The organism is Ectothiorhodospiraceae bacterium 2226 (genome assembly GCA_013348725.1).
In the GTDB taxonomy this organism is placed as follows: Bacteria; Pseudomonadota; Gammaproteobacteria.
Window position 1 is genome coordinate 213,913 of sequence record CP054689.1, and the last position, 26,143, is coordinate 240,055.

Genomic DNA, 26,143 nt, shown 5'->3' on the forward strand with positions numbered 1-26,143 from the left:
CCGCCCTTGCGGCCGCGACCTACTTTATGCGCTATCCAACTATCCGAATTTGCTGGCTGCTGTGGCTGGCGGTCTTCACCCTTGCCGCGGCGCCGGCCTACGCGCAGACGCCGCGCGTGAGCGTGCAGGTGGACGGTGTGGGCGGGGAGGTGCGCGAGAACGTGCTGGCCTTCCTCAGCCTCTACGCCCAGCGCGCGCACCCCGCCTTGAGCGAGGGGCGCATCCGCACCCTGCACCGCCGCGCCGAGGAGGAGATCCGGCGTGCGCTCGAACCGTTCGGCTACTATCGGCCCACGGTGCGCACCAGCCTGGAACAACGCGAAACGGACTGGCTCGCCCGTTACGAAATCAACCCCGGGCCGCGTATCCCCCTCACCGAGGTGGACGTGCAGATCATCGGCGAAGGCGCCGATACGCCGGCCTTTCGCGAGACGCTGCGCACGCTGCCCCTGCAGCGGGACGCGCCGCTGGAGCACGCCCGCTACGAACAGGCCAAGCGCGCGCTGCAGCGCACCGCGGCAAGCTACGGTTACCTGAACGCGCGCCTGGTGCGCCACGAATTGCGTATCGACCTCGAGGCCTATGAAGCCTCGGCCGTTCTGCACCTCGACAGCGGACCCCGTTTCCGCTTGGGCGAGGTCGAGTTCCACCCCACGGTCGTGCGACCCGAGTTGCTGCAGCGCTTTGTGCCGTTCGAGCCGGGCGAGCCCTATCGCAGCGCGCGCCTCCTCGAGTTGCAGACCGCCCTCGGCGACAGCAACTACTTCGCGGACGTGGTGGTGCAGCCCCGACACGATCAGGAAGAAGATCTGGAGCTCCCGGTGGAGGTACGGCTGACCCCGCGCGAGCGCCAGCAGTACACCGTCAGCCTCGGCTACGGCACGGATACCGGCGCGCGTACCGGCTTGGGCTTCGAAAATCGCTACGTCAATGCCCGCGGCCATCGTCTGCGCGGCGACATGTTGATCGCCGAGCGGCGCAACCGCATCGCCGCGCGCTATATCGTGCCGGTGCGCGACCCCCGTACCGATTCCATCGAATACTCCGCGGCGTGGCAGGACGAGCAGGCGCGGACCTTCCGTAGCGAGACCCTACAGATCAGCGCCGGCCATACCCGGGCACGGGGCAGCTGGCGCGAGACGATCGCCCTCACCTACCTCGACGAGCGTTACACCATCGCCGACCAACGCGACCGCTCCACGCTGTGGATGCCGAGCGGCAGTTGGACCCGCATCTGGGCCGATGACCGGATCTATACCCGCCGCGGCGGCCAGTTCGGTTTCGACGTGCGCGGCGCGGCGGAGGAGCTTGGCTCCGACGTCGATTTCACGCAGTCGCGCGTGCAAGGCACCCTTATCCGCCCGCTCCTGCCGCGCAGCCGCATCATTCTGCGCGGCGAGGCGGGCACCACGCTGATCGGGGACATCAATGAGCTGCCGGCCTCGCTGCGCTTCACCGCCGGCGGCGACCACAGCGTGCGCGGCTACGCCTACCGCAGCCTCGGCCCCACCGATGCCGAGGGGCGCGTGGTGGGTGGGAAACACTTGTTGTTCGGCAGTGTCGAATACGAGCACACCCTGTACGGCTTGTGGAGTGCGGCCCTGTTCTACGACCGTGGTAACGCCATCAACTCGATCAGCGACCCGCTGGAGTCCGGTGCGGGCTTCGGCGTGCGCTGGCGCTCGCCCGTCGGTCTGATCCGGCTCGACGTGGCCAGTGCCATTTCGCAGCCCGGCAACCCGTGGCGCCTGCACCTGCGGATCGGGCCCGACCTGTGAGGTGGCTGTGGCGTAGCCTTGCGGCGTTGGCGCTGGTCCTGCTGCTGGCCGGCGGCGCGCTCGCTTGGTTGGTGGGTACCACGAGCGGCCTGCACACGGCCGTGGCGCTTGCCGATCGCTTCGCGCCCGGCACCCTTACGGTGGCCCGCGCGGAAGGGAGGCTGTGGGACACCCTCACCCTCCACACCCTGCACTATGTTGACGACGGCACGGAAGTGCGCGCCGAGCGCGTGCACCTTACCTGGTCGTTGAGCCACCTGCTGCGCGAGCGGCACCTGCACGTACGCCGTGCCGATGCCGATCGACTCTACGTTCGGCAGACCCCCGGCGAGCCGCCCGCCGAGCAAGCGGCAGCGCGCGAGGGCCCGCTCACTTTGCCGAACATCGAGCTGCCGGTTCGCATCACCCTGGATGACCTGCGCCTGACCGACGTCACGCTGGCGCTGGGCGAGACCGACCTGCACCTTGGCGAGATCGCCCTGCGCGCGCGTAGCGACGACGACACACTGCACATCGAGGCGCTTTCCGTGCGCGGCGACGATGTGACCCTGGAGGGCGCAGGCGCGCTGACCCCGCGCGGCGATTGGCCGCTGCACTGGGAAGGTCCGTGGCGGGTCCGCATCGACGAGCGGGAGGTCGGCGGTGCGCTGCGGCTCACCGGCAGCCTGGCCGATCTGCACATCGCGCAGCGCCTGGAGGCGCCTGCCCGCGGCGAACTCGACGCGCGGCTGGCGCTGACGGGGGAAATCCCGGCGTGGGAGGCCCGCCTGGAACTCGTCGAGCCGCTGGAGGCCGCACGCCTCGATCCCGACTGGCCGGCGCTTGCGGTGGAGGGCGTGATCGCCGGCGGCGGCAGTTTCGATCAGTTCGCGCTGGACGTCGCCCTCCATGGGCATGAGCCCCAGTTGGGCGCCTTCACCCTGCGCGGCGCCGTGGGGCGCGAGTCCGCGCGCTGGTATGCCGCGGCGCTTACCCTCGCCCAGCAGGAGGGCGCCGCAAGCCTGACGGTCGATGGGCACCTCGTCGATCCGGAGGCGGACGGGACGCGGCGCTTCGCGGCCGATGTGAACTGGAACGAACTCAGCTGGCCGCCGACGGACGAGGTGCCGCTGGCGCGCTCGCGCCGCGGCAGCCTGCAGGCGGAGGGGCATCTTGAGGACTATCGCCTGGCGGGCGAATTCGCGTTGCAGGGCGAGGACATCCCCGCCGGGGAATGGCGCCTCGCCGGACGCGGGGACCTGGAGCAACTCACGCTCGATCGCGTGCACGGCACCCTGCTGCACGGACAGGTACAAGCGGCGGGCCGGCTCGCATGGGGCGAGGCCTTGCTGTGGACCGCTACGGTGGACGCCGACGGCCTGGAACCGGGCGCGCATTGGGAGGCTGCCGAGGGACTGCAGCTGGACGCCCGCCTCCAGGGCGCGGGCGGTATCGATCGATTCGAGGTCAGCGGCACCGTGCGCACGGAGCACGCGGAGCACGGACCGCTGGCGGCCGACCTGCAACTGCAACGCGGCGACGCGCGCTGGACGCTGCCGCGCGTGCTGCTCTCCCGCCCCGGTCACCCGGGAGAGCTGGAGGCCAGCGCCCGCTGGGAGGATGCCGAGGGCCCCGACCGCCTGCAGGTGGAGGCCCGCTGGCGGGCCCTCGCGCTGGTGGACGGCCTCACCGCCCCGGCCGGTCAGCTGACGCTCGGCGGCAACCTCGATGACTACCGCTTTACACTCGACACAGAACTTGCCGGCGAGGCGCTGCCGGACAGCCGCTGGTCGGGCCGGGGCACGGGCAGCACCGAGCAGATCCGCTTGGAACGCCTGCGCGGCGAGACCTTGGACGGCGAACTGAGCGCCCATGGGACCGTCGCCTGGACGCCGCAGCTGGCCTGGGCACTGGAGCTCGACGTCGCCGGCGTCAATCCCGGTGCGCACTGGTCGGACTGGTCCGGGGATTTGAACCTCGGCTTGTCCAGCGCCGGCCGCGTCCAGGATGGACAAACCCACGCACGGGCGGAGCTTCAGAGCCGACCCAGCCGCCTGCGCGGTTACGAGCTGGCGGCCGAGGCAGAACTTGCCCTGGCGGGTGATCGATACCACATCGAGCGCCTTGAACTGCGCGCCGAGGATGCCCGCGTCAGCGCCCAGGGCCGGCTGGATGAGGCATGGGCCCTGGAGTGGGCGGTCCATGCGCCCGACATGGCCGCCCTGCTGCCCGGCGCCACCGGGCGCCTGCACGCCGAGGGCCGGCTGCACGGCCCGCGAGACGCCCCGCGCCTGGCGGTGGCCGCCGACGGCGAGCGCTTGGCGCTGAATGAGACGCGCCTCGACCGGCTAGGCGTCGAGGCGGACGTCGATCTGGGTGGGCGCAGCGATTCGCGGGTGTCGGCGGCACTGGAGGGTTTGCAGGCGGGCGGACAGCAGTGGGACCGGCTGACACTGGAGGGGAGCGGCACCCCCGCGTCACACAGCCTGCAGCTGACGCTCGACGAGGCGCGCTACCACTTGCGCACGGATCTCGCCGGCGCTTACGCGGAGGCGAGGTGGACCGGCGCGATCCGCGATACCCGTCTTGAGGCGGAGATGCTGCCGGCGTGGGTGCAGCCCGCCCCGGCCGCCCTCAGCGCCGGTGCCGACGCGGCCGAGGTGGACAATCTTTGCCTGATTGCGAGCGAAGGCGATGGCCGCTTCTGCCTGTCGGGCGCATGGGCGACGGGGACGCTGGGCGCGCAGATCACACTGACCGAGGTGCCGCTGGCGCTGCTCCACCCGTTGCTGACCTCTGAAGTCGAATTGGCCGGCGCGCTGGACGGGCAGGTTGCGCTGCGCCTCGACGAGGCGGGGTTGGACGTCGACGCGCGCCTGGGCAGTGCGGCCGGCGAGCTCTATTACGCGCTGGGCCCCGATGACCGCCTGCGCGTCCCCTACCGCGACCTGCTGCTGACCGCCGAGCGCGACGGCACCGACCTCGAGGCCCGCTTCACGGTGGATCTCGCGGAAGCGGACTACCTGCGCGGACGGGTGCGGGTGACGAATCTGGCCGCCGATCCCGAGGCGCTCGACCAAGCCGCCGTGGAGGGGCGCCTGCAGGCGGAGTTGCGCGTGCTGGAGCTGCTCCCGCTGCTGGTGCCTGACGTCAGCGACACACACGGGATCCTGCGCGCCGACATCGGCCTCACCGGTACCGCCACGTCCCCCGCCGCGCACGGCGTGGTGACCCTCGAGGAGGGCCGCGCCCATGTGCTCCCCACCGGCATCACGGTGCAGGAACTGCAGTTGGAGCTGTCCGGCGACGGCCGCGAATGGCACCTCACCGGCAGCGGGCGCTCCGGGCCCGGGCAGGTCGCACTGAGCGGCGAGTTCGAACTGGCCGACCCGTGGCGTGCGGTCGTGCGCATCGAGGGTGAGCGCTTCGAAGCCGCCGACATTCCAGAGGCTCGGGTGCTGGTGTCGCCCGAGTTGAGCGTGGTCGTGGTGCCCGGCGCGATCACCGTGGAAGGCAGCGTTACCGTCCCCGAAGCGCAACTGGAGCCGCATGACTTCGGCGGTGCGCAGACGGTGTCGCAGGACGTCATCATCGTGCGAGGTGAGGAGAGCCGCGTGGCGGAACCGCGCGGCTGGCGTGTCACCTCGCGCATCCGCTTGGTGCTGGGCGATCGCGTGCGCTTCGAAGGCTTCGGGCTCACCGGCCGCATCACCGGCTCGCTGCGCCTGGTGGATGAACCCGGCCAGGTAACCACCGCCGCCGGGCAACTCAGCGTACTGGATGGTCAGTACCGCGCGTACGGGCAGAACCTGCGTATCGACCGCGGACGGCTGTTGTTCGCGGTGGGCCAGCCCCTGGACAACCCGGGTTTGGACATTCGCGCGGTACGCGTCACCCGCGACGTGCTGGCCGGGGTGACGGTGCGCGGCACGCTGCAGAATCCCGAGCTCGCGTTGTTCTCGGAGCCCACCATGGATCAGGCCAACGCCCTCTCCTACCTGCTGCTGGGCAGGCCCTTGGGGCAGGCCTCACAAAGCGAGGGCGAAGTGCTTTACGGCGCCGCCACCGCGCTCAGCCTCGCCGGCGGCGAGCGCATTGCGCAAACCATCGGCGAGGCCTTGGGCGTGGAGGAGGTGCGTATCGAGGAGGCACCGGACGCGGCCGATACGGGGCCGGCCCTGGTGCTCGGCACTTATCTCTCGCCACGCCTGTATGTGAACTACAGCGTGGGCCTGTTCGAATCGGTGAATGTCTTGCGTCTGCGTTACGAGATCAGTCGGCATTGGATCCTGCAGACGGAGACCGGCGGGCGCTACGATGGCGCGGACCTCATCTACAGTATCGAACGCGGCGGGCCGGCCGGAGCGGCCGCCGGCAGCCCCCTCGACCGACAACCGGTGGATACCGGCCCCATGGAGCCGCTCTCGGCGCCCTTGGATTAGTCGGGCGCCCCCCGAGGGTGCGTCAGCGCGTCATCGACCGCCCTGTACCGGCGCGCCACCGAGGATCGCGAGCAGCTGCTCGACCTGCATACGCAGGGCATGGGTGTCGGCGCCTACGTCGCGCACACGCTCCGCAACGGGGGGCGGCAGCACGTCGCGCACCTTGTGCAACCCCTCTTGCGCCACGCGCAGCAGGTCGGCGGCCTCCGCCAACGCGGCGGCCGCCTCGGCCTTCTCTTCCTCGCTCTTGTACATGCACCGTCCTTATGGGCGAGCCGTTCTTTGCGAGCGACTATGCCCCAGCGTGGGTGCGGATGCATCGGGAGCACGGGAGAAATGCGACACGGTTCGGATTTTCGCCGTTCGAACCCGGCGTGCTAGCGTCTGGCGGAACCCATCTTCAACCGACTTCGACGTCTTCGCCACTGGTCCGGCGGCCCGTCGAGCGCACGCCGATCGCGCCGCCCCACAGCGCCACCAACATCGAGAGCAGGATGGCGAAGAACAGCCACCAGGAGGCCGACAGTAACGCCGCGCCGGCGCCCTCCACCGTCCCCAAGCGCGTGGGCGTCACCACCAGGGCCATGGCGGGATCGACCAGTTGTTCCGCGCGATCGGGGGCAAAGCCCATCTGTTCCACCATGATGCCGAGGGCGGCCTCGCGGTCGCCCAGCCATAGTGATTCCTGCAGCGCGGCCAAGGACGCCGGCGTGATGGCCCCTTCCGCCGCGTTGCCGGTCAGCAAGGTCTCCAGCTCGACCGCCATCATCACCTGGCGAGTCTCGTTCTGTGGCACCACCCGTACCTCACTCATGCCCTGCAGGCCATGGCCGAGCGCGCCGAACGCCCCTCCGAGCAGGGTTCCCCAGGCAGTTGCGACCAGGAACGCGAACACCACCGTGGTGGTGCCCCAGGTGACAAAGCCATGCAGCATACCGTCCGCAAGGCGCGCCAAACCCGACATGCGCGCCGACACGTAACCGCCGATAAAGGCGCCCACCAGCAGCCCGACGCCGGTCCACAGCCCCGTGGCGGTGGGCACGATCCCTGCGGGGTCCATCGAACGTGGATCCACCACGGTCATCCCGACCGCAATGCCGAACAGCGTGAGCAACAAATACGTAGCCATACCGACGACCACGCCGGCAAAGACGGACGGCCATCGGATAATCGGGAAAAAGGGCCTCGCCGCGGCACCGGTGACCAGCCGCTGTGCATCCATACGCTGTGCGTCCATGTGCGGCCCCCCAGGCGGGCCTGCTGCTGAGAAGTGAGGTGAAGGCGGCGGAGGCTTTCGGCGCGTCCTTGCGCGTTCCGCCGGACTCGGACCGGCAGCTCCCTCCCTCCGGAGGGCGATCGCCCCGCCGCACAGTAGGTATAGCGTACGGATGCGGTCTTTGCGCTACCGGATCAGGGTTTCTCGCCACCGAAGAGTTCGTGGGCATTCTTCCAGGCAATGCGCTCGGCGACCTCGTCCGGGAGCTGCGCGAGCCAGCCGCGCGTGCGCTCGGCCAGTTCGTCGTAGTGGGTCCAGCGGCGCTCGCTGAAGGTGTCGATGCCCACCATGAACCGGTCTGCATAGCGCACCAGTACCTCGGCCCAGCGCGGGTCCAGGGTCCCGTCGGGGGCGATATCGCCGTCGCGCATGGACAACTCGACGTATAGCTGCGGATAGCGGCCCATCACGACATCCATCGTCATGGGCAGGGTCCAGGCACCCGCGTGCGCCCAGATCACCTTGAGATCGGGGAAGCGATCGAGAAAGCCTTCGATGACCGCGGTATCCGAATGGGCCAGCAGATAGAGATCGTGCTCGCGGGCCAAGGCGAGCATGCCGTCCACGATCGGGGTATCGGTCTGGCCGCTGTGCAGGTGAAACTCGCCGATGCCGCGATAGATGCCGGTCGCCACGCGTTCGCGCAGATGCTCGAGCACCCGCGGGTCCTCATACCAGGCTCGGTGACGGTCCTCCGGCACGCGGTACGGCTGGACAAACAGGGTGTAGCGCGCCGGCTCCTCGGCGGCCAGCCGCAGCGCCCCCTCGTGCGGGACGCCGAAAATCACCGCGTGCCGTACCCCGGCCCGCACCAGGGTGTGGTGCGCCGCGCGCGGCGACAACACGTCCCACACCACCTCGCTGTAGTGGATGTGGGCGTCCGCGAGCGGCAGGCGTTCGTTCGCATGCGTCGCCGTCCCGCCCGCCAGGAGCAGAGCGGCCGCCACGAGCCTGCCCGCCCACGCCGAGTCAGCGCGCATCGGTCTTGGTCGCCCCGCAGCGTTCGCAGCGGTACTGGGTCACTAGGCGCCCCTGGCGCACGTCGAACGGCCGTTCGGCGACCGGTTTCCATTTGTGAAACCCGCTGCGGCACAGTGTGCGCCCCTTGTAGCGCTCCGACGGGCGCGGCTTCTTGAACTTGACGACCTCACCCATGAGCGCCGCCCTGCACACTGGCCAACCACTGCGCGCGCCGCGCCGCCGCCTCGGCGGGGGGCGCCTCCTGCGCCTCGAGATACACCACGTCCGCCACCGGCGGCTGCAGCCGCGCGCGCACCACGTGCAACTCGTCGCGGCGAAACGCGTGCAGCGTCACCTCGGTGTCGGGGGCAAGACGCGCCACCCGCTGCTCCAGCGTGCTGTGGTCGACCCGCAGGCCGTCGAGCGCGATGACCGCGTCGCCCGCGGACAGCCCGGCAGCCTGCGCGGCGCCGCCATCGAAGACGTGAACCAGACGCGCGCCGCCCTGCCCCTTGGCGGTGCGTACGCCAAGGCTCGCGCGCGGCGCCTCGGCCCCCTGCTTAGCGGCCGGCTTGCCGCCGCGGTCGTCGCCCGGCTCCGCCGCCCGCAGGCGAAACTGCACGCCGACCTCGCCCAACAGGGCGCCAAGTGGCAGATCCTCGGTGCTGCGCAGCGCCTGGTCGAAGAACGTGGCGAGATCGCCGCCACCGGCCGCCTGCACGAGTTCCTGCGCCACCGCCTCCACGCCGCCCGCGGGCACACCCTCGCCGCGCTTGCCGTAACGAATCCATAGGGCGCGCATCACCTCATCGAGCGTGACGCGCCCGGCCGTCTCGCGGCGCAAAGTGAGATCCAGCGCCAGGGCGGTCAGCGCGCCCTTGGTGTAATAGCTGACGATGGCGTTGGGGGCGTTCTCGTCCTGCCGGTAGAACTTGGTCCACGCATCGAAGCTCGACTCCTCGAGCGTCTGCTTGTGGCGTCCGCTGCCGCGCCACACGCGGGTGGCCGTCTGCCCGAGCAGCTCCAGGTAGTCCTTCAGCTCGATCAAACCACTGCGCACCAGCGCCAGGTCGTCGTAATAGGAGGTGATGCCCTCGAAGGCCCACAGCTGGCGGGTGTAATTCTCGCGCTGCAGGTCATAGGGCACGAACTCGGCGGGCTTGATGCGCTTGACGTTCCAGGTGTGGAAGTACTCGTGGCTGCACAGCCCGAGCAGGCTGCGGTAGCCGGGTTTCATCCCCTCCCCCGGCAGCGGCAGGTCGTCGCGGTTGGCCAGCAGGCTGGTCGAGCTGCGGTGCTCGAGCCCGCCGTAGCCATTGCCGACCACGGTCAGCTGGAACAGGTAACGCTCCATGGGCGGCAGTTCGCCGAACAGACTGACGTGTTCGGTGCAGATGCGCTGCAGATCGCGCGCGAGCCGCGCGAGATCGCCCTGCTGGCGGCCCGTCACCGCCAAGGCATGCGGCACGCCCGCGACCTCGAAGGTTTCGAGGGCAAAGCTGCCCATCTCCACCGGATGGTCCACCAGATCGTCGTAATCCTCGGCACGGTAGCGACCGAAGCCCCACAGCGGCGCGTCGACGCGCGCGAGCGTGGTGGCCACCCGCCAGTCCCGGTAGCCCTCGCCCGCCGGCGCTTCGATGAGCACCTCGCAGGGCTGCTGCTCGCGGCCCGCCACGGCGAGGAACACGCTGGTGCCGTTGAAGTAGCCGTGCGTGGTGTCGAGGTGCGCCGCGCGGACCGACAGGTCCCAGGCGTAGACCTCATAGGTGACGGTGAGCGGCCCCGCGCAGGGCGCACAGCGCCAGGTATCCTTGTCCAGTTTCTCGGTCGGCACCGGCCGGCCCTGCGCCTCCGCGCGCAACCACACCACGTTGCGCGCGAACTCGCGGATCATATAGCTGCCCGGAATCCACGCCGGCAGCCACAGCCGCTGGCCATCCTGCTCGGGGGCGGCCACGGTCAGCGTCACCTCGAACACGTGGGCCTCGGGCCGCGTGGGGCATATGCGATACAGAATGTCGGTCATCCCTTCCTCGGCTCGTACCGCCGGGCGGCGTTCCCGGCCGGCGTGCATCAGTCAGTTCAGATATGCAGGCGCCGCAGGGTCCGGGCCGGCTCCGCCGCCACCCACAGGGCCTCGAAGCGCTCTCGCGCGGCCTGCGCGCGCAGCGGCTCGCGCAGAAACAGGTGACCCTGCCGGCGCCGCCCCAGGCCCAACTCCAGCAGGCGCACCCGGTCGGCCAGCAGAAAGTGCGCCCGCTCCTCCAACTCCGGGCTCGGCACGCGCAGCTCGATGAAACTGCTCAGCTGCCGCGCGAGCTCGATAAAGCGGGCGCTGGCACGCGCCGCCTCGGGCTCCCAGATCAGCACCCGCAGTCGCGCGCGGTGATTGCCCACCACCCAAGTGCGCAAGGCCTGCAGCAGCGCCGGCGTCTCGTACAGCGCCGCGGGCAGGTCGGGCGTCGCCAGCAGCACCTCGCGCTCGGCCCCGGCAATCAGTTCGGCGGCGGCCGCCGCGCATTGCTCGGCACCGTGCAGCGTGCGCGGATCCAGCGCCGCGGCGGGCGCGGTGCTCGACACCTCCAGCACCATGGCGCGATGCGGGATGCCCGCGTCCATGAACTCCGCCCCCTCGGCGCGAAAGCCCAAACGCTCGTAGAACCCAATGGCGTGCGTTTGCGCGTGCAAGGTCACCGCGGACAGCGCGTGCTCGCGCGCCAGCGCCAGCAGCCGCCCGAGCAGCGCGCGGCCGATGCCGCGTCCGCGCCAGGGGGCCAGCACCGCCATGCGCCCGATGTGGCCCGCGCGCGTCATGCGCGCGGTGCCCACCGCTGCACCCGCCGGGTCCAGCGCCACCACGTGCCAGCAGTCGGCGTCCAGACCGTCCCACTCCAAGTCCAGCGGTACCAGCTGCTCCTGCACGAAAACGGTTTCGCGCACCGGCTTCACCAGCGGCTCGGCCGCCGGCCACGGCACCAGGTCCACGCGGATATCAGAAGGTGTCATCGCGCACATAGCCATGGTTGTACCAGTTCAGCAGCAGTGCGCCCAGGGGACCGGCCCAATGCGCGGCGAGCGTGGCCGCCGGGTAGTGCCGCTGGTCACACAGCCACGCCGCGCCCTCCGCGGCCGCCGCCGGGACGCGCTGCGCCTCGCCATGGGCGAATACCCACAGCGCCTCGCCCTCGCGCACAAAGGCGAAGCGGCAGGCGGGGTCCCGCCACAGCCCACCGGCCTGCTCCGCCCGGACCGCCAACGCCGCGACATCGGCCAGCGGCTCCTCGGGCGCCTCGACCAGCGAGGTCCCCTGCGGCGCGGTGACGTAGCGACCGAACCACCGCGCCGAGCGCGCGGGGTCCAGGCACAGGTGCTGGATCCGGTCGCGGATGCGCGCCAGCGCCTCGGCGGTGATCTCGCTGCGATGCGCCGGCAGGCACAGATCGGGATCGGCGTAGCGCGCCTCGGCATCACCCAGTTCGTCGAGCGCGTGCTCCAGCACGCCCTCCAGCAGTTCGGTGTGGGTCGGCGCGCGAAATCCGACCGAGTAGGTCATACATGGCTCCAGCGCAATGCCGTGATGCGCCACCCCGGGCGGCAGGTAGAGCATGTCACCCGGCCCGAGCTCGAATACCTGCTCCGCGTGGAAATCGCGCAGGATGCGCAAATCCAGGCCGGGCATGACATTGTCGGGCGCGACCGGCTGCGTGCTGATCTCCCACCGACGGCGCCCGCGCCCCTGGACCAGAAACACGTCGTAGGCATCCACATGCGGGCCCACCGAGCCCTGCGGCGCGGCGTAACTCACCATCACATCGTCCACCCGCCAGTCCGGCAGAAAGCCGAACGGCTCGAGCAGCGTCGCGGCCGCCGGCACATGCCGGTCCACGTCCTGCACCAGCAGCGTCCAGTGGGTTTCGGGAAGATCCAGGAACCGCTGCTCGGCGTGCGGCCCGTACTCCACCTGCCAGGGCTGCTCACCGCCACGCTCGAGCACCAGGCGCGAATTGACGTTCGCCTCGCACGCGAGTCCCGCCAACTCCTCCGGCACCAAGGGGTCGGCCCAGTGGGGGAAGGCGGCACGCACCAACAGGGGGCGTTTCTGCCAGTGGCGATCGAGGAAGTCGGCGGGGTCGAGTCCGCCCAAAAGGGTCTGCATGGAGGTGGCGTTCATCGGGCTAGGATAGCCGAGCGCCCCCTCGCGAAGGAACCTTGTACCGCGCCCCCTCGGGCGTTGGTTGCCCTCGCGGCAAATGCCCCATCCAAATTTGTGACTCAAGAGATTCCGAACCCACCGGACTATCCTCTGTGTGTATGGATATTGCACGTAAGCGAATGGGTGGCGCCAAGCAGCGCCCCGCCCGGCGCCGCTTCTCCTGCACGCGGGAGCGCGAGCGCCTACAAGAGGCGCTGCTCGACGCCACGGCGGCGCTCGCGCGCGAAGCCGACACGCCCGCCGTCTGCCAGCGGATGTGCGATACGTTGGTGCAGACGTCGCGGCACATCGTGGGTGCCTGGTTCTACCGTCTCGAACGGGAGACGGGCGAGATCGTCGACCGCATCATCTACGGGGCCGGCGACTATCCGGAGGGCGAGATTCGGGCGCGCGACTTCGCGGAGGTTTTGGGGGCGCTCGAAGCCGACGTCAGTGCCGCCCGCACCACCGACGCCTGCTTCATGCTCGGCGCGAGCTTCCGAGGCTGCCTGGGGATCCGCGTAGACCGCCAGCGCTACCTGGAACTCATCGCGCTCGAACCGCTGTATCAGTTCGCCCAGGTCGCTGGTGCCCTGCTCGATCAGGCGTATCTGCGCGCCCGGCTGCGGCATTTGGTGGAGCACGATGACCTCACCGGGCTGCTCAACCGGCGCGGCGTCCGCCAGGTGCTGGAGCATGTGGAAGCACAGGCGTTGCGCGCGGGCGAGCCCTATGCGCTCGTGCTGCTGGACCTCGACAACTTCAAACTCATCAACGACCGCCACGGCCACGGCGCGGGCGACCGGGTGCTCAAAGACGCGTCCCAGGCGCTGGCCGCGGGCGTGCGCCAGGGGGACTGGGTCGGGCGCTGGGGCGGGGAAGAGTTCATCGCCGTTCTGCCGGGCGCGGAAGTCGATGAAGCGATGGACGTGGCCGACCGCATCCTGCGGCGCATTCGCGCCATCTCCCCGATAATTTCGGGGCAACGCCTGCGGACCTCGGCCAGTGCCGGCGTTGCCTGCCATCCGCTCGATGGCACGGTGGTCGACGAGCTACTGGGCGTCGCCGACGCGGCCTTGTACGAGGCCAAGGCCCGCGGCCGCGACCGCGCGCTGCGTGCCACCCAGGGCAGCCGCCGCACATACACCCTCGCCGGGCGCATCGAGCGCGCCCTGCGCCGCGACCTGCTCCAACCGGCTTACCAACCCATCGTGGACTTGAACTCGGGCGCCGTGGTCGGCCAAGAGTTGCTCGCGCGCCTGCTCCCAGCGGACGATGAAGAAGGACTCACCGCCGCCGAATTCATCGGGGCCGCCAGCAAGCGCCACTTGGTTCACCTCATCGACCGGCGCATGTTCCTGGTGGCCATCGAGCACCTCCTCCAGTGGCAGACGGAGGCGCCCGCTCCGGTGCACTTCGTGAACCTCTCCGCAGGCCTGCTGCGCAAGCCGCGCCTCATCCGCGAACTCGTCGCCGCCGTGGAAGGCGCCCGCACGGAATTTCCTACCTGCAAGGGCTGCCTGGTCATCGAAGTCACCGAACGGGATTTCATCGATCCCAGTGAGGCGCGCGACATGCTGGCACCGTTCGTCGACCTCGGAGTGCGCCTCGCACTCGACGACTTCGGCAGCGGTTACTCTTCGTTCCAGTACCTCTCCGACCTGCCGATCGACTACCTCAAAATCGAGGGAGGGCTCGTGCGCGCCGCGAGCGGAAACGCCAAGGACCGTGCCATCGTGAAGGGTATCCGGGACATCGCCCGGGAGCTCGGTATCAGCACCCTGGCCGAGGGTATCGAGGACGAAGCCACCGCAGAGCTGATGCAGGACCTCGAGATTGACCTGGCTCAGGGCTTCTACTTCGGGAGGCCGGCCCTGGAAGTGGACGGCTCTAGCGCAATTCGTCAACGTCCCCGGTAGCAGCGGTCGGAGCAGCGGTATGTCTTTAAGGACACCGCTCTCGAACGCGCTCCGCCTACAGACGGACTCTGTTCCCTCTGCCTTCTCTGCTCCCTCTGGGAACGAAAACCCGATTCGCGCGCGCGGCGCTACCGCGCAGCAGCACGACCTGTGGGGGGGGGAGCAGTGGGACGTTTCGGCGGGGCGCTCGAAACGACAAAGGCCACCGCTTCCGGTGGCCTAACTGCTTGATCTATTTGGCCGAGGCGAGAGGGCTCAGAAGCGACGCTTCTGGGCGCCGCGCCGCTGGGATGCGGCGGGGCCGGGAATCCTCTCGCCCGACAGGGATGTTTTGGTCGGGGCGAGAGGATTTGAACCTCCGACCACCTGCACCCCATGCAGGTGCGCTACCAGGCTGCGCTACGCCCCGATGAAGCCGCGTAGTCTACCGTATCTCGACCGCGCGGGGAACTGCGTGTAATGCGCTACTTTGTCGGCTGCGCACTCAGCGCTTGAGGATCTGCAGCAACTCTTCCAACTCGCTGCGCAGTTGGTGGACGATCTGCCGGCTTTTGGTGACGTCCTGCTTCAGTGCCTCGCCGGACAGGCGCTGGCGCGCGCCGCCGATGGTGAAGCCCTGCTCGTACAGCAGGCTGCGGATCTGCCGGATCATCAGCACGTCCTGGCGCTGGTAATAGCGCCGGTTGCCACGCCGCTTGACCGGATTTAGCTGCGGGAACTCCTGCTCCCAGTAGCGCAACACGTGAGGTTTGACGGCACACAAGTCGCTCACCTCACCGATGGTGAAGTAGCGCTTGCCGGGGATCGCGGGGAGTTCGCTATTGTGCGTTGGTTCCAGCATATGCTTCGACCCTCTGCTTCAGCTTCTGTCCTGGCCGAAACGTCACAACCCGCCGCGCGGTGATCGGAATCTCTTCACCGGTCTTGGGGTTGCGGCCCGGACGCTGATTCTTGTCTCGTAGATCGAAGTTACCGAAGCCGGAGAGCTTGACCTGGTTGCCCCGCTCCAGGGCCGCGCGGATCTCCTCGAAGAACATCTCGACGAGCTCCTTGGCCTCCCGCTTGTTCAGCCCCAGTTCATCGAACAGGCGTTCCGCCATATCCGCTTTCGTCAGCGCCATGTCTCACTCTCTCAGCGTCGCACCCAAATCCTGTTGCAGCGCCTTAAGCACTTGTGCGATGAAGGCGTCTACATCCTGGTCGGTAAGAGTGCGCGAAGGGTCCTGAAAGGTCAAGCCCACCGCAACGCTTTTTCTCCCCGAATCAACGCCTTTTCCGCCATAAACGTCAAACAACTGGAAGTTCTTCAGCTCCGCCGGCGCCGAGCGCTCGACGCTCTCGGTCAACGCCTGCGCACTCACGCCCTCGTCGACCACCAGAGCGAGATCGCGGCGCATCGCGGGGAAGCGCGAAACAGGGGCATACTGTGGGACTTTCCCGCTAATCAGGGCATCGAGCGAAATCTCCGCCAACAGCACCCGGCCCCGCAGATCCAACCGGCGTACGACGGCCGGATGCAGCGCCCCGATCCAGCCCACCGGTTCACCTGCACGCTCGATGCGCGCGCTCTGTCCGGGATGAAGGGCCGGATGCGTGGCGGCCACGAAGCGATACGCCTGCCCCGCCCCGCCCAGCGCCAACAGCGCCTCGAGATCGCCTTTGAGGTCGAAGAAATCCAGCTCGCGCGGATCAGCGCCCCACTGCTCCGGCAAGGCAGGCCCGCATGCGGCCAATCCTAGGCGCGGCGCCTGGACGATCTCCCCCCCCGATTGCTCGGCAAACTTTAGCCCGACTTCAAAGACGCGCAAGCGCGTTTGCTGGCGTTTGAGGTTGTGTGACAGCACCTGAACCAGCCCCGGCCACAGGCTGGTACGCATCTCGGCTAGGTCGGCCGAGATGGGATTGGCGAGCGGCACCGCCCGCTCGCCGGATGTCAGCAGCGCCTGCAGGCCCGGCTCCACGAAGCTGTAGGTGATGACTTCCTGGTAGTCGCGCGCGGTCAGCACCCCCCGCAACCGCGAGGCCTCGAGGCGCGCCTCCGGCCGCGGCCGGATCGCGAGCTCGGCGCGCGGGCGCTTGCTCGGGATACGATCGTAGCCGTGAATGCGCGCGATCTCCTCGATGAGGTCCTCCTCGATCTCCAGGTCGAAGCGGAAACTCGGCGGCGTCACCTGCCATACCTCGTCCTCGCGGGCCACGTCGAGCCCCAGCCGCCCGAGCAGCGCGGCGGACCTGTCGGTCGCAATCTCCGTACCTAGAACCCGCTGCACCCGCGCCGGCCGCAGGGGGATAGGCGCACGCGCCGGAAGTTCTCGCGCGTCCTCCACCTCGACCACCGGGCCCGCTCGGCCGCCCGCGATCTCGATCAACAGCGCGGTGGCCCGTTCGACGGCCACGCGCTGTAAGGTCGGATCGACGCCGCGCTCGAAGCGGTGCGAGGAGTCGGTGTGCAGGCCGTAGCGACGCGCGCGGCCCGCGATGGCCTGCGGCGAAAAGAAGGCGCTTTCGAGAAACACATCGCAAGTATCTGGCGTCACGCCGGATTCTTCCCCACCCATGACCCCGGCCAGCGCCAAGGGACCGCCCTCGTCCGCGATCACCAGGCAGTCCTCCGCCAGTTCGATCTCGCGGCCGTCGAGCAGGGTCAGGCGCTCCCCGGCGTGGGCCCGGCGCACGCAGATCCCGCCGCGCAGGCGCGCGAGGTCGAAGCCGTGCATCGGTTGCCCGCACTCCAACAACACGTAGTTGGTGACGTCGACTACCGGGTTGATGCTGCGCAGCCCGCTGCGACGCAGGCGCTCGCGCAGCCACAGCGGGCTGACCGCGCGCGGGTCCACGTCCCGCACCACCCGCCCGACGTAGCGGGGACACGCCTGCGGCGCCGCGACCGTCACCGGGAAGGTGTCATCCACCGCCGGCGCCACCGGCTGCGCGCGGACGCCCGGAAAGCTCATGTCATTCAGCACGGCGACCTCGCGCGCGATGCCGGCGACGCTCAGACAGTCGCCCCGATTCGGCGTGAGGGACAACTCGATGCAGACGTCGTCGAGGTCGAGCACCTCACGCACGTCGGTACCCGGGGTAGCGTCCGCGGGCAGGCTCATCAGCCCCTCGGACTGCTCGGCCAGCCCGAGCTCCTTGGCCGAACACAGCATGCCGGCGGACGGTACGCCGCGCAGTTTGGTCTTGCGGATCTTGAGGCCGTCGGGAAGCCGAGCACCGACCACGGCGGTGGGTACGCGCATCTCGGGCGCGACGTTCGGCGCCCCGCAGACGATGGTGAGCAACTCGGCGCCGCCCACGTCCACTTGGCAAACGCGCAGCTTGTCGGCGTCGGGGTGCGCGGCCACCTCCAGCACGCGCCCCACGACAACCCCTTCGAAGCCGGGCGCCGCCCGCTCGACGCCCTCGACCTCGAGGCCGGCCATGGTCAGCTGGGCACACAGTTCCTGCGTCGAGACGGGCGCATCCACCCACTCGCGCAGCCAACGCTCACTGAATCGCATCGCTATTCCCCGTCGACGGCCTTAGGCGAACTGCCGCAAGAACCGCAAGTCATTCTCAAAAAACAGCCGCAAGTCATTGACGCCGTACCGCAACATCGCCAGGCGCTCGACTCCCATACCGAATGCGAAGCCGGTGTAACGCTGCGCGTCGATGCCGACATGGGCGAATACGTTGGGGTGCACCATGCCGCAGCCCAACACCTCCAGCCAGCCGGTATGACTGCACACCCGGCACCCCTCTCCGGCGCACATCACGCACTGGATGTCCGCCTCGGCGGAGGGCTCGGTGAACGGGAAATAGGACGGGCGGAAACGCACCGCCAGATCCCGCTCGAAGAAGGCGCGCAGGAAGTCGTCCAGAATGCCCTTGAGGTCGGCGAAACTCACCTGCTCGTCCACCATCAAGCCCTCGATCTGGTGGAACATGGGCGTATGGGTGAGATCGGAGTCGCAGCGGTACACGCGGCCCGGCGCGATCACGCGCAACGGCGGTTGCCGCTCCTGCATCACGCGGATCTGCACCGGCGAGGTGTGCGTGCGCAGAACCCGGCGCTCGTCGATGTAAAAGGTGTCGTGCATGGCGCGCGCGGGATGGTCGGCGCCGATGTTGAGGGCCTCGAAGTTGTGGTAGTCGTCCTCGATTTCCGGCCCCTCGGCTACCTCGAACCCGAGTTGCGCGAACAGCGTCTCGATGCGCTCCAAGGTCCGGGTGATGGGGTGCAGTCCGCCGAGCCCGGTGCCGCGGCCCGGCAGCGTCACGTCCACCCGCTCGCGCGCCAGCGCGTCGGCCTCGGCCACCTGCTGCAATTCGCTGCGCCGGGCCTCCAGGGCGCTCTGCACCGCCTGCTTGGCGGCGTTGATGGCCTGTCCGGCCTGCGGGCGTTCGGCCGCGGAGAGTCCGCCGAGCTGTTTCATGCGCTCGGTGAGGCTGCCCTTCTTACCCAGATAATGCACGCGCAACTGGTCCAAGGCACCGAGGTCGTCGGCACCGGCGATGGCCTGTTGGGCCTCCTCCACGATCTCCGCCAAGTCCTGCACGCTCTGTATCCCCCGATAGTGACCCACGGGGCGGATGCCGCGCTCGGCGGAGCGCTCGCGCGGTAGAGACTCGCTACCGCGCGGCGTCCCCGGGGCGACGCTACCCGCCGGAAAAGCAAAAGGGGAAAGGAACCAGCCCTTTCCCCTTTCGGTGCACAGCCTCGGCCGGCGTCCGCCGGCCGCGCCGTCTTACTGTGCCAGGCTGGCCTTGGCCTTCTCTGCCAAAGTCGCAAACGCGGCCTTGTCGAAGACGGCCATATCCGCCAACACCTTGCGGTCGATCTCCACCGAGGCCTTCTTCAGGCCGTCCATGAAGCGGCTGTAGGACATGCCGTTCAGGCGAGCCGCGGCGTTGATGCGCTGAATCCACAGGGCGCGGAACTCGCGCTTCTTCACCCGGCGGTCGCGGTACGCGTACTGACCGGCCTTGACCACGGCCTGCGCGGCGACGCGGTAAACGCTCTTACGGCGACCGCGAAAACCCTTGGCCTGATCCAGTACCTTCTTGTGTCGCGCGTGGGCCTGAACGCCCCTCTTCACACGTGGCATGAGTGCGTTCCTCCCTTAACCGTTCGGCAACAAGCGGCGCACGCCGCGCACGTCGGACGCATCCACCTGCATCATATTGCGCAAGTGGCGCTTACGCTTGGTGGGCTTCTTGGTGAGGATGTGGTTCAGGTGCGACTGCGCGCGCTTGAACCCGCCCCCGGCGGTGCGGGAGAAGCGCTTGGCCGCGCCTCGGTTGGTCTTCATCTTGGGCATGTTAGGTACTCCATTCATCGGCCCGTCGGACTGCCCGCCCGATCGTGCCGGTAGCGAAAACCGGCCGGACCTCGCGGCCCGGCCGGTGCTGGGGCGGCCCATCAGGGCCGCCGGCAGTGGGTCGAAACCCTACTGCGTCTTCTTGGGCGCGATGACCATAACCATCTGGCGCCCTTCCATCTTGGGGAACTGTTCGACCGAACCCAGCTCCGCCAAATCTTCCTCGACGCGCTTGAGCAGCTTGCGTCCGAGATCCTGATGCAACATCTCGCGGCCGCGAAAGCGCAACGTGACCTTGGCCTTGTCGCCCTCGGACAGAAAACGCTCCAGATTGCGGAGCTTGACCTTGTAGTCGCCTTCGTCAGTGCCGGGCCGGAACTTCACTTCCTTGACCTGGATCTGCTTCTGCTTCTTCTTGGCCGCCGAACGCTTCTTGTTTTCTTCGAAGACGAACTTGCCGAAGTCCATTACCCGGCAAACCGGAGGCGCCGCCTGCGGCGCGACCTCTACCAGATCCAGCTCCGCCTCATCGGCATAGCGCTGGGCCTCTTCAATAGAGACAATTCCGATCTGTTCGCCATCCTTCCCGATCAACCGTACATTGGGTACGGCGATCTGCTCGTTTAGGCGAGGCCCACTATCCTTCGCAGCGATCTTCAGTCCTCCAAACGCGTTCGACCGCGGCTCGCGATATCGGCGGCGAGGCGGGCGCGGAAGTCGTCCAGCGACATCGACCCGAGATCTTCACCGCCGCGCGTGCGCACGGCCAGGGTTTTCGTCTCCACCTCACGATCGCCCACCACCAATAGGTAAGGCACGCGACGGAGCGTGTGCTCCCGGATTTTAAAGCCGATCTTCTCGTTTCTCAAGTCCGGCTGCACGCGAAAGCCTTCCTGCTGCAGCAGCTTGGCCGCCTCGGCGGCGTATTCGGCCTGCCGATCGGTGATGGTGAGCACCGCCGCCTGCACCGGCGCGAGCCACGTGGGGAAGGCGCCGGCGTAGTTCTCGATGAGGATGCCGATGAAGCGCTCCATGGAACCGAGGATGGCGCGGTGCAGCATGACCGGCACTTGGCGGCTGCTGTCCTCGGCCACGTACTGCGCGCCCAGGCGCCCCGGCATGGAGAAATCCACCTGGATAGTGCCGCACTGCCACACGCGTCCGATGCAGTCCTTGAGCGAGAACTCGATCTTGGGTCCGTAGAAGGCGCCCTCCCCGGGCTGCAGGTCGTGGGCGAGCTGCTTGTGCGCCAGGGCCTGCGCCAGGGCCTGCTCGGCCTTGTCCCACACGGCGTCGGAGCCGACGCGCTGCTCGGGACGGGTGGAGAGCTTGACGATCACCTCGTCGAACCCGAAGTCGGCATAAACCTTATACAAAAGGTCGATGAACGCCGACACCTCCGCCTGGATCTGGTCCTCGGTGCAGAAGATGTGCGCGTCGTCCTGGGTGAAGTTGCGCACCCGCATCAGGCCGTGCAGCGTACCGGACGGCTCGTTGCGGTGGCAGGAGCCGAACTCGGCCATGCGCAGCGGCAGGTCGCGGTAGCTCTTCAGCCCCTGGTTGAAGATCTGCACATGACAGGGGCAGTTCATCGGCTTCACCGCATAGTCGCGGTGTTCCGACTGGGTGGTGAACATGTTCTCCTGGAACTTCTCCCAGTGGCCCGACTTCTCCCACAGGCTGCGGTCCAGAATGGTGGGCGTGCGCACCTCGGTGTAGCCGTGCTCGCGCAGCAGCCGCCGGATGTACTGCTCGATCTCCTGGTACACGATCCAGCCGTGGTCATGCCAGAACACCATGCCCGGGGCCTCTTCCTGGGCGTGGAACAGGTCGAGCTGGCGGCCGATGCGTCGGTGATCGCGCTTCTCGGCCTCCTCCATACGGTGCAGATAGGCCTTGAGGGCCTTCTTGTCCGTCCACGCGGTGCCGTAGATGCGCTGCAGCATCTCGTTGTTGGAGTCGCCGCGCCAGTAGGCGCCGGCCAGCTTGGTGAGCTTGAAGGCCTTGAGCTTGCCGGTGCTGGGCACATGCGGCCCGCGGCACAGATCGATGAAATCGCCCTGACGGTAGAGCGAAAGCTCCTCGTTCGCCGGGATGTCCTCGATAATGCGCGCCTTGTACTCCTCGCCCATGTCGCGAAAAAAGCGCACCGCCTCGTCGCGCGCCATCACGCTGCGCTCGACGTCAAGGTCGGCCGCCGCCAGCTCCTGCATCTTGGCCTCGATGGCTTCGAGGTCCTCGGGCGTGAAGGGGCGCTTGTACGCGAAGTCGTAGTAGAAGCCGTCCTCGACCGTGGGGCCGATGGTGACCTGTGCGTCGGGGAACAGCGCCTTGACCGCCTGCGCCAGCAGGTGGGCGGTGGAGTGGCGAATGACTTCCAACCCGTCGGGGTCCCGATCGGTCACGATGGCGAGCTCGGCGTCTTCGTCGATGATGCGCGAGGTGTCGACCAGACGTCCGTCGACCTTGCCGGCGAGCGCGGCCTTGGCGAGGCCCGGCCCGATGGACTCGGCAACTTCGCGGACGGAAACGGGGTGATCGAAACGGCGTTGGCTGCCGTCGGGCAGGGTGATGGTAGGCATGCTGCGTCCTATGGCCAGTGGTGATCGCTACGAGAGATCACGTGAAGGGCGCCAAAACCCGACGCTAGCGGCGCCTCGGCCGCCCGTGCATGGTTGCGGCCAGGCTTTAGGCATACCCAACAAGAGAATTGGTAGGCGCGAGTGGGATCGAACCACCGACCACTACCATGTCAAGGTAGTGCTCTACCACTGAGCTACGCGCCTCTCGCTTCAAGCCGCGCAGAATAGCAAGTAGCCCCGCGCGTGACAAGCCTACAGGACTCAGACGCCGCCTTGCTGTACCGCCTCGATCAACGGGCACCGCACTGCCCCGTCGCTCGTGGCGCAGTCGTGCACCAGCCCCGCCAGGACGGCTTCTATGCGGTGCAGGTCGGCGAGTTTGAGGCGCACCTCGCGCAGCTTCGCCTCGGCAAGCCGACGCGCTGCTTTGCACTCGGCCCCATCCTCCAGCGCCAGCAGCGCCGCGACGCCCTCCAGCGAGAAGCCCAGCCGCTGCGCCGCCTTGATGAAGCGGATCCGCGCCAGAACCGGGTCCCCGTACCGGCGCACCGTCCCGTAGCGCCGCGCCGGCTGCGGCACGAGCCCTTTGCGCTGATAGAAGCGGATGGTCTCGACGCTCACTCCCGCTGCGCGCGCCAAGCCACCGATGGTCATGCCCGAGGCCTCGCTCATGATTTGACTCCGTACTTAGGTACGGTTCTAGCTTAGCGATCGACCAGCTATCGGGGAACACGCGATGCAACGGGGAAGCCGCGGACCATCGCTTCCGCACATTGCGATCATCGGCAGCGGCGCGGCAGCGGTGGCGGCGGCGACGCGCGCGGCCGAACGCGGTGCACGGGTCACGTTGATCGAACGCGGCACGCTCGGCGGCACCTGCGTGAACGTCGGCTGCGTGCCGTCCAAGATCATGGTCCGCGCCGCACAGCTTGCCCACACCCGCCGCACGAGTCCGTTCGATGCGGGCATCGAACCGGCTGAACCCGCCATCGACCGGCGCGCTCTGCTGGCGCAGCAACAGACGCGCGTGGACGCGCTACGCGAGGCGAAGTACGAACGCATCCTCGCTGCCGCCGAGGGCGTGACGGTGCTGCGCGGGGAAGCGCGCTTCATCGGCACCGCTGCGTTGTCCGTGCGCCGCGCCGAGGGCGGCGAGCATCACCTCCCCTTCGACCGCTGCCTCATTGCCACTGGCGCCTCGCCCTACATTCCTCCCATCCCCGGCCTGCGCGACACGCCCTACTGGACCTCCACCGACGCGCTGGCGACGGACAGCATCCCGCCCCGCCTCGCGGTCAGCGGCGCCTCCGCCGTGGCCGTGGAACTCGCCCAGGCCTACGCCCGGCTCGGCAGCCGGGTCACCGTCCTGGCGCGCACAACCCTGCTCGGGCGTGAAGACCCTGCCGTGGGCGCCGCGCTTGCCGATGCGCTCCGCGCCGAGGGCATCGAGATACTGACCGGGGTCGAGATACACTCGGTGCGACACCAGAATGCCGCGTTCCGGCTCGCGAGCTCCGCGGGCGAGGTGCGGGCCGAGCGGCTGCTGGTCGCCGCCGGCCGCGCGCCGAACACTGAACGCCTGGCTGCCGACCAAGCCGGCGTGGCGCTCGGCAGCCGCGGCGCGGTCAGGGTAAACCCCCGCCTGCAAACCAGCACGGCGAACATTTACGCCGCCGGGGACTGTACCGACCTGCCCGCCTTCGTCTATGTGGCGGCGGCGGCCGGCACGCGCGCGGCCATCAATATGACCGGCGGTCAGGCCACGCTCGATCTCACCGCGGTGCCCGCGGTCGTGTTCACGGACCCGCAGGTGGCGACGGTGGGTCTGAGCGAAGCGCAAGCCGCAGAGCAGGGGGTGGCGGCGCACAGCCGCACGCTGACCCTGGACAACGTGCCGCGCGCCCTCGCCAATTTCGACACCCGCGGCTTCATCAAACTCGTCGCCGAGCGCGGCACCGGTCGCCTGCTCGGCGCGCAGGCGGTCGCTCCCGAGGCCGGCGAGTTCATCCAAACCGCCGCGCTCGCGTTGCGCGCGCGCCTGACCGTGCAGGAGCTGGCCGACCAGCTGTTCCCTTACCTCACCATGGCCGAGGGCCTGAAGTTGGCCGCGCAGACGTTCGCCCAGGACGTCACGCAATTATCCTGCTGCGCGGGCTAGACGGCATCCCTCTAGCTTGGCGGTGGTAGATTACGCGCGCCCGCGGCACAGATGTGCCGCCGAGATCGACGGCGCCCAGCCGTTGATCACGAAGCGTCGAGAACCACGCTATGCGCTCGCGCGGTCTGAGAAATCCAGGAGGATTCATTCAGACCTGACAACAAGGAACATACGTGAACCGTCTCACCCTGGAGCGCCGACAGGTCTGGATCTACTTGGTCGCCATCGGCGCCGGCCTGCTGCTCGGCGCGCGATGGCCCGGCCTCGGGCCGGTACTCGAGGTCGTGTTATGGCCGACGCTGGCACTGCTGCTGTACCTCACCTTCCTGCAGGTGCCGCTGTGGCATGTGCGCGACGCGCTGCGCGACCGGCGTTTCTTAGGTGCCGCGCTGCTCGGCAACTTCGTGCTGCTGCCCGCGCTGGTGTGGGCCCTGGTGCAGTGGCTGCCGCCCGACCCCGCCCTGCGCCTGGGCGTGCTGCTGGTGCTCCTGGTGCCCTGCACCGACTGGTTCATGGCCTTCGCCCAACTCGGCAAGGGCGACGCGCCGCGCGCACTGGCCGTCACCCCGCTCAACTTGGTCCTGCAGATCGCCCTACTACCGCTGTATCTGTGGTGGATAGCGGGCGAGACCCTGCAGGCCGCCCTCGCAGCCGGGCCGGTCGCGGCGGCGGCGCTGGTGGTACTCACGCCGCTGGTGCTGGCGGCGCTGACCGAGCGCTGGATCGATGCCATGCCCGCGCGGCGCGCGTGGCGCGCGCGTGCCAGGGCGTGGCCGGTCCCGCTGCTCGCGCTGGTGGTGTTCCTGATCGCCGGGGCGCAGGTCGATGCGGTGGCCGGCACGCTGGGCGTGTTGCCCGCGGTGCTGCCCGTGTTCCTCGCCTTTCTGCTTGCCGCCGCCCTGCTCGCCCGGCTGCTGCAGCGCGCCCTGCACCTGCCCGCCGCGCACGGGCGTACGCTCGCCTTCAGCTTCGGGACGCGCAACTCCTTCGTGGTGTTGCCCCTGGCGCTGGCGCTGCCGGCGGGGTGGGAAGTGGCGGGCGTGGTGATCGTGCTGCAAGCGCTGGTGGAGCTGTTCGGAATGCTGCTCTACCTACGCGCAATCCCGTGGCTGATTCGTTAGGCGCTGCGCAAGGCCGGCTCAAAGACTCTGTAGATAGGCCACCAGCGCCGCCAGCTCGTCTTCACCCAGCTCCTGGTAGCGCTGCTTGCGGCGGACGACGCTGGGCGGAAGGCGCTCTTCGAGGTGGTCGGCGGCCACGATCCAATCGTGGAGCTCGTCGGAAGACAGGCGCCGCCCGACGCCGTCCAGTGGGTTGCGCGGATTCCCAACTCCTTGCACGGCGTGGCAGGCGGCGCAGCCCTGCGCTTGATAGAGGTCGCGCCCGCGTGCGATCAGCGCGCCGCCGTCGGCGGGGACTGCAGCGGCGCGTGGACGCGCGGGCGTCTCCATGGGCGCCCGGTTGTGCGCCCAGGCGAAGGCGAGCGCGAGCACCAGGATCACCAGACCCGACAGAAACGTCACCCAGCGTGCCCATTCCTCGCGCATC

The 26,143-nt window shown here is 68.8% G+C and carries 21 protein-coding genes, 2 tRNA genes and 1 pseudogene; 5 read left to right on the forward strand and 19 right to left on the reverse strand.

Going from position 1 to position 26,143, the window contains the following annotated elements:
- Positions 1-26: 26 nt before the first annotated feature.
- Together HUS23_00985 and HUS23_00990 are read left to right on the forward strand one after the other, a co-directional pair.
- The gene (locus HUS23_00985) at positions 27-1,778 is read left to right on the forward strand and encodes an outer membrane protein assembly factor (protein ID QKT02503.1); all 1,752 of its coding nucleotides are present in this window, start codon (positions 27-29) and stop codon (positions 1,776-1,778) included.
- Complete coding sequence (locus HUS23_00990) at positions 1,775-6,199, forward strand: translocation/assembly module TamB domain-containing protein (GenBank protein ID QKT02504.1); 4,425 nt, start codon at positions 1,775-1,777, stop codon at positions 6,197-6,199. The genes HUS23_00985 and HUS23_00990 overlap by 4 nt, the downstream gene beginning before the upstream one ends.
- Before the next feature lie 30 nt (positions 6,200-6,229).
- Here HUS23_00990 and HUS23_00995 read toward each other — a convergent pair whose 3' ends face one another.
- From HUS23_00995 to HUS23_01025, 7 genes and pseudogenes are all read right to left on the reverse strand, one after another.
- Positions 6,230-6,454 (reverse strand): hypothetical protein, encoded by a 225-nt coding sequence (locus HUS23_00995; GenBank protein ID QKT02505.1) that lies wholly within the window; start codon positions 6,452-6,454, stop codon positions 6,230-6,232.
- 145 nt (positions 6,455-6,599) lie between these two features.
- Positions 6,600-7,328 (reverse strand): hypothetical protein, encoded by a 729-nt coding sequence (locus HUS23_01000; protein QKT02506.1) that lies wholly within the window; start codon positions 7,326-7,328, stop codon positions 6,600-6,602.
- A gap of 281 nt (positions 7,329-7,609) precedes the next feature.
- Complete coding sequence (locus HUS23_01005) at positions 7,610-8,455, reverse strand: amidohydrolase family protein (GenBank protein ID QKT02507.1); 846 nt, start codon at positions 8,453-8,455, stop codon at positions 7,610-7,612.
- On the reverse strand, positions 8,445-8,630 hold the full coding sequence (locus HUS23_01010) for a hypothetical protein (GenBank protein QKT02508.1): 186 nt from the start codon (positions 8,628-8,630) through the stop codon (positions 8,445-8,447). Before HUS23_01010 ends, HUS23_01005 begins: the two co-directional genes overlap by 11 nt.
- Positions 8,623-10,464, reverse strand: coding sequence for a M61 family metallopeptidase (locus HUS23_01015; protein QKT02509.1), 1,842 nt, complete (start codon positions 10,462-10,464; stop codon positions 8,623-8,625). Before HUS23_01015 ends, HUS23_01010 begins: the two co-directional genes overlap by 8 nt.
- A gap of 551 nt (positions 10,465-11,015) precedes the next feature.
- Positions 11,016-11,444 (reverse strand): annotated as a pseudogene (locus HUS23_01020) (GNAT family N-acetyltransferase).
- Positions 11,431-12,594 (reverse strand): cupin domain-containing protein, encoded by a 1,164-nt coding sequence (locus HUS23_01025; GenBank protein QKT02510.1) that lies wholly within the window; start codon positions 12,592-12,594, stop codon positions 11,431-11,433. The pseudogene HUS23_01020 and the gene HUS23_01025 overlap by 14 nt, the downstream one beginning before the upstream one ends.
- Positions 12,595-12,770: 176 nt before the next feature.
- Here HUS23_01025 and HUS23_01030 point away from each other — a divergent pair, with 176 nt between their 5' ends.
- Complete coding sequence (locus HUS23_01030) at positions 12,771-14,549, forward strand: bifunctional diguanylate cyclase/phosphodiesterase (GenBank protein ID QKT02511.1); 1,779 nt, start codon at positions 12,771-12,773, stop codon at positions 14,547-14,549.
- Positions 14,550-14,881: 332 nt separating this feature from the next.
- Here HUS23_01030 and HUS23_01035 read toward each other — a convergent pair.
- From HUS23_01035 to HUS23_01085, 11 genes are all read right to left on the reverse strand, one after another.
- Positions 14,882-14,958 (reverse strand) — tRNA-Pro (locus tag HUS23_01035).
- Between the two features lie 75 nt (positions 14,959-15,033).
- Entirely contained in the window at positions 15,034-15,390 is a 357-nt protein-coding gene (locus tag HUS23_01040) for a MerR family transcriptional regulator (protein QKT02512.1), read from the reverse strand.
- The gene (ihfA, locus tag HUS23_01045; protein QKT02513.1) at positions 15,368-15,670 is read right to left on the reverse strand and encodes an integration host factor subunit alpha; all 303 of its coding nucleotides are present in this window, start codon (positions 15,668-15,670) and stop codon (positions 15,368-15,370) included. The genes HUS23_01040 and ihfA overlap by 23 nt, the downstream gene beginning before the upstream one ends.
- A gap of 3 nt (positions 15,671-15,673) precedes the next feature.
- Complete coding sequence (pheT, locus tag HUS23_01050; GenBank protein ID QKT02514.1) at positions 15,674-18,055, reverse strand: phenylalanine--tRNA ligase subunit beta; 2,382 nt, start codon at positions 18,053-18,055, stop codon at positions 15,674-15,676.
- A gap of 21 nt (positions 18,056-18,076) precedes the next feature.
- On the reverse strand, positions 18,077-19,093 hold the full coding sequence (gene pheS, locus HUS23_01055) for a phenylalanine--tRNA ligase subunit alpha (GenBank protein ID QKT02515.1): 1,017 nt from the start codon (positions 19,091-19,093) through the stop codon (positions 18,077-18,079).
- Positions 19,094-19,282: 189 nt separating this feature from the next.
- Positions 19,283-19,642, reverse strand: coding sequence for a 50S ribosomal protein L20 (gene rplT / locus HUS23_01060; protein ID QKT02516.1), 360 nt, complete (start codon positions 19,640-19,642; stop codon positions 19,283-19,285).
- 15 nt (positions 19,643-19,657) lie between these two features.
- Entirely contained in the window at positions 19,658-19,855 is a 198-nt protein-coding gene (rpmI, locus tag HUS23_01065; GenBank protein ID QKT02517.1) for a 50S ribosomal protein L35, read from the reverse strand.
- 129 nt (positions 19,856-19,984) lie between these two features.
- Positions 19,985-20,509, reverse strand: coding sequence for a translation initiation factor IF-3 (gene infC, locus HUS23_01070; GenBank protein QKT04920.1), 525 nt, complete (start codon positions 20,507-20,509; stop codon positions 19,985-19,987).
- Between the two features lie 2 nt (positions 20,510-20,511).
- Positions 20,512-22,437 (reverse strand): threonine--tRNA ligase, encoded by a 1,926-nt coding sequence (gene thrS / locus HUS23_01075; GenBank protein QKT02518.1) that lies wholly within the window; start codon positions 22,435-22,437, stop codon positions 20,512-20,514.
- A 129-nt stretch (positions 22,438-22,566) separates the two neighbouring features.
- Positions 22,567-22,641, reverse strand: a tRNA-Val gene (locus tag HUS23_01080).
- Between the two features lie 57 nt (positions 22,642-22,698).
- On the reverse strand, positions 22,699-23,109 hold the full coding sequence (locus tag HUS23_01085) for a MerR family transcriptional regulator (protein QKT02519.1): 411 nt from the start codon (positions 23,107-23,109) through the stop codon (positions 22,699-22,701).
- 64 nt (positions 23,110-23,173) lie between these two features.
- Between HUS23_01085 and merA the strand changes: the two genes are divergently transcribed.
- Both merA and HUS23_01095 read left to right on the forward strand, forming a co-directional pair.
- Positions 23,174-24,595 carry a mercury(II) reductase gene (gene merA / locus HUS23_01090; protein ID QKT02520.1) on the forward strand — a complete coding sequence of 474 codons (1,422 nt, stop codon included), beginning with the start codon at positions 23,174-23,176 and terminating at the stop codon, positions 24,593-24,595.
- Between the two features lie 173 nt (positions 24,596-24,768).
- Complete coding sequence (locus HUS23_01095; GenBank protein QKT02521.1) at positions 24,769-25,716, forward strand: arsenic resistance protein; 948 nt, start codon at positions 24,769-24,771, stop codon at positions 25,714-25,716.
- Positions 25,717-25,734: 18 nt separating this feature from the next.
- On the opposite strand, the gene HUS23_01100 is transcribed toward HUS23_01095, so the two are convergent.
- Positions 25,735-26,142 carry a cytochrome c gene (locus HUS23_01100; GenBank protein QKT02522.1) on the reverse strand — a complete coding sequence of 136 codons (408 nt, stop codon included), beginning with the start codon at positions 26,140-26,142 and terminating at the stop codon, positions 25,735-25,737.
- Position 26,143 lies beyond the last annotated feature (1 nt).